This is a genomic window from Streptomyces pathocidini (assembly GCF_001418495.1).
In the GTDB taxonomy this organism is placed as follows: Bacteria; Actinomycetota; Actinomycetes; order Streptomycetales; family Streptomycetaceae; genus Streptomyces; species Streptomyces pathocidini.
The window spans coordinates 1-4,281 of record NZ_LIQY01000369.1; the positions used below are offsets into that span (position 1 = coordinate 1).

The 4,281-nt window shown below is 73.3% G+C and carries 1 protein-coding gene and 2 pseudogenes; all 3 read right to left on the reverse strand.

Annotation, left to right across the window (positions count from 1 at the left end; translation table 11 throughout):
* A pseudogene (locus tag AOK16_RS28425) lies at window positions 1-175 on the reverse strand (dihydrofolate synthase); the annotation flags it as partial.
* Window positions 176-499: 324 nt separating this feature from the next.
* Window positions 500-3,136 carry a valine--tRNA ligase gene (locus AOK16_RS17665; RefSeq protein WP_055473204.1) on the reverse strand — a complete coding sequence of 879 codons (2,637 nt, stop codon included), beginning with the start codon at window positions 3,134-3,136 and terminating at the stop codon, window positions 500-502.
* A gap of 31 nt (window positions 3,137-3,167) precedes the next feature.
* A pseudogene (locus AOK16_RS27690) lies at window positions 3,168-4,281 on the reverse strand (hypothetical protein); the annotation flags it as partial.

Here is a 4,281-nt window from a genome sequence, read left to right on the forward strand (position 1 = left end):
GGTCATGGGGACGGGCCGGTACGGCGTCGCCCTGCGGCGGGCCGCCCTGCGTGCGCAGGGTCCGGCTGCCGGCCTCGATGACGGCGAGGTCGGGGTCCCTGTCGGTCTCCGCCTCGACGATCTCGTCGAAGGGGTCGGGGGGCTCGGGGCCGTCGTTCTGGGGGAGGTCGCTCACCTGGCCCAGTGTACGGAGCCGTGACGCTTGCGCTGTGCCCCCGGTGGGCTACCGGCGCGATGCGGTGTGGGCCCGGCGGACTCAGCCGTGCTCGCCCGCCGCCCGGCGAGTGGTTTCCGTGAGTTCGACACCGCCGGACTCTCCGTCGCGGGGGTTCTCGCCGTCGCGAGAGTTCTCGCCGTCGCGGCGGGAACGAAAATGCCCCGCCCCACCGAGCGGCCCGGGAACGGCCGGGGCCGGCTCCCGGCAACGGCCGGGGTCGCTCCCCAGGAACGGTCGGGGTCGGCTTGGGCCCGCAAGCCCAAGCCGACCCCCGGCGATCACCTAGGCCTGCGGCAGAGCACTCAGCTGGGCCGAGATGCGTTCGATGTCGGACCCGGCCGACGCCTGGCGGGCGCGGATCTTTTCCACGACCTGGTCCGGGGCCTTGGCGAGGAACGCCTCGTTGCCGAGCTTCGCCGTGGTCTGGGCCAGCTCCTTCTCGGCCGCGGCCAGATCCTTGGCCAGGCGCTTGCGTTCGGCCTCGACGTCGATCGCGCCCGACAGGTCGAGGGCGACCGTCGCGCCCGCGACCGGGAGGGTGGCGGTGGCGGTGAAGCCCTCGCCCTCCGGCTGGAGGCGCAGCAGCTGGCGGATGGCGTCCTCGTGCGCGGCCAGGGCCGTGCCGCCGAGTTCGAGGCGGGCGGGGACCTTCTGGCCGGGCTGGAGGCCCTGGTCGGCGCGGAACCGGCGGACCTCGGTGACTACCTGCTGGAGCGTCTCGATCTCCCGCTCGGCCGCCGGGTCGCGGAAGGCGCTGTCGGCCGGCCAGTCGGCGATGACGACGGACTCCTGGCCGGTGAGCGCGGTCCACAGCTGCTCGGTGACGAACGGGACCAGCGGATGCAGCAGCCGCAGGGTGACGTCCAGGACCTCGCCGAGGACGCGCCGCGAGGCGTCGGCCGCGGGGCCGCCCTTGGCGAAGGTGGTCTTGGACAGCTCGACGTACCAGTCGAAGACCTCGTCCCACGCGAAGTGGAAGAGGGTGTCCGACAACTTGGCGAACTGGTAGTCGTCGTAGTACGCGTCGACCTCGGCGACCACGCTGTTCAGCCGGGACAGGATCCAGCGGTCCGCCGCCGACAGGCGCTCGGCGTCCGGGAGTTCGCCCTCGACCGTCGCGCCGTTCATCAGCGCGAAGCGGGTGGCGTTCCAGATCTTGTTGGCGAAGTTGCGGGACGCCTGGACCCAGTCCTCGCCGATCGGGACGTCCACTCCGGGGTGGGCACCGCGGGCGAGGGTGAAGCGGACGGCGTCGGACCCGTAAGTGTCCATCCAGTCCAGCGGGTTGACCGCGTTGCCGAAGGACTTCGACATCTTCTTGCCGAACTGGTCGCGGACCATGCCGTGCAGGGCGACGGTGTGGAACGGCGGGGTGCCGTCCATCGCGTAGAGGCCGAACATCATCATCCGGGCGACCCAGAAGAAGAGGATGTCGTAGCCGGTGACCAGGACCGAGTTGGGGTAGAACTTCGCGAGGCTGTCGGTCCGCTCGGGCCAGCCGAGGGTGGAGAACGGCCACAGGCCGGAGGAGAACCAGGTGTCCAGGACGTCGCTGTCCTGCCGCCAGCCCTCGCCGCTCGGCGGCTCGTCGTCGGGGCCGACGCAGACGACCTCGCCGTTCGGCCCGTACCAGACGGGGATGCGGTGGCCCCACCACAGCTGGCGCGAGATGCACCAGTCGTGGAGGTTGTCGACCCAGTCGAAGTAGCGCTTCGACATGTCCTCGGGGTGGATCTTCACCCGGCCGTCGCGGACCGCGTCGCCCGCGGCCTGCGCGAGCGGGCCGACCTTGACCCACCACTGCATCGACAGACGCGGCTCGAGGGTGGTCTTGCAGCGCGAGCAGTGGCCGACCGAGTGCGTGTACGGGCGCTTCTCGGCGACGATGCGGCCCTCGGCGCGCAGTGCGGCGACGATGGTGGAGCGGGCCTCCAGCCGGTCCAGGCCCTGGAAGGGGCCGTGGACGGTGATGACCGCGTGCTCGTCCATGACGGCGAGGTTCGGCAGGCCGTGGCGCCGGCCGATCTCGAAGTCGTTGGGGTCGTGGGCGGGGGTGACCTTGACGGCGCCGGTGCCGAACCCGGGGTCGACGTGCTCGTCGGCGACGACCGGGATGCGGCGTCCGGTGAGCGGCAGCTCGATCTCGGTGCCGACGAGGTGCCGGTAGCGCTCGTCGTCGGGGTGGACGGCGACGGCGGTGTCGCCGAGCATCGTCTCGGCGCGGGTCGTCGCGACGACGATGGCGTTCTCGCCCTCGCCGTAGCGGATGGAGATCAGCTCGCCCTCGTCGTCCTGGTACTCCGCCTCGATGTCGGAGATGGCGGTCAGGCAGCGCGGGCACCAGTTGATGATGCGCTCGGCGCGGTAGATCAACTCGTCGTCGTAGAGCCGCTTGAAGATGGTCTGGACGGCCTTGGACAGGCCCTCGTCCATGGTGAAGCGCTCGCGCGACCAGGCGACGCCGTCGCCGAGCCGCTTCATCTGGCCGGAGATCTGGCCGCCGGACTCGGCCTTCCACTTCCAGACGCGGTCGACGAACGCCTCGCGGCCCAGGTCGTGGCGGGACTTGCCCTCCTTGGCCAGCTCCCGCTCGACGACGTTCTGCGTCGCGATGCCCGCGTGGTCCATGCCGGGCTGCCACAGCGTCTCGTAACCCTGCATCCGCTTGCGGCGGGTGAGGGCGTCGATCAGCGTGTGCTCGAAGGCGTGGCCGAGGTGGAGGGAGCCCGTGACGTTGGGCGGCGGGATGACGATCGTGTACGGCTCCTTGCCGCCGGCCTCGTCAGCCTCGAAGTAACCGCGCTCTACCCAACGCTCGTACAGCTGCCCTTCCACCTCGGCCGGGGCGTACTGGGTCGGCAGGTCTTCGGGGCGGGCGCTGCTGGCCCCGTCCTGGGGGCGCTGGGTGTTGTCGGTCACGACGGTCAGTGTACGGGCCGGGTGAGGGCCGTCACGAACCAGTTGCCGCCCCGGGGTGAGGAGGGCGCGGGACGTCCGGAAGGATGGGCCCAACTGGCTTGCAGGACGAGGGGATGCCATGAGTTACGACAAGCCCGGGCCGTACGGCGACCGGCCTCAGCAGCCGGGCGGCTTCGGCCCTCCGCCGCCGCAGCAGCCGCGACCGCCGCAGGGGCAACCGGGCGCGTACGGCCCCCCGCCGCCGCAGCCGGGCCCGTACGGTCAGCCCACCGTGTCCCCTCCCCCGCAGCAGCCCCAGGGGCAGCCCGGTTACGGCTGTCCGCGGCAGGGCTACGGCGATCCGCAGGGCCAGGGCGGGCCCCAGCAGCCGGGCCCGTACGGCGAACCAGCGCGCGCACCAGACGGCCGGGGCGACGGAGAGGGCGAGGGCGACGACGGCCGGGGCCGCGGAGGGCGCGGAGGCCGGCCAGGGCTCGAAGTCCGCCGCTGCCGGGGCCTCGACGGCCTCCTTGAGGAGCGCGTCGCCGAACAGGAGGTAGCCGATCAGCCAGCAGGTCCACAGGCCCGCGCCGCGGGCGCCGCCGCCGCGCAGGCTGAGCGGGCCGCGCCGCAGGCACAGGCGGAGCGCCAGCGCGACGGCCAGAGCGCCCGCGAGGCCGATGCCCAGCCGTACGGCCCGCTCGGACTGGGCCGCCAGCTCGACGCCGACGGCGGCGGCCGCGCAGGCGGCGCCGGGCAGCAGGTCCAACACCCGCCGCGCGCCCGGCTCGTGCGGGACGGCGGGCTCCCGGCCCACGCGTGCGTGGGGCTCGACTCGCGGCACACGCGCGTAGAGCTCCTCCGCGAGGGAGAGCACGTCGCGGTGGCGGAACCGGGCGGCGGTACGGTCCGTGACGCCGTGCGCCTCCAGGCCGGCGGCGATCTCCAGCGGGTCGACGGCCCGTTCGCACAGCTCCCGGTGCTGGTAGATCAGCCGCCGCACGGGGTCGGCGGGCCCGCGCCGCACCGCGGGCCGCGGCTGCTCGCCCGCCGTGGGAGCGCTCTCGGAACGGCCGGACTGCCGCCCGGCACGCTTGCCGGGCGCCCCATCCGGCACCGCCGCCCCATCCGGCACGGCCTGCTCATCGCCCTCGCCGGGCTGCGCG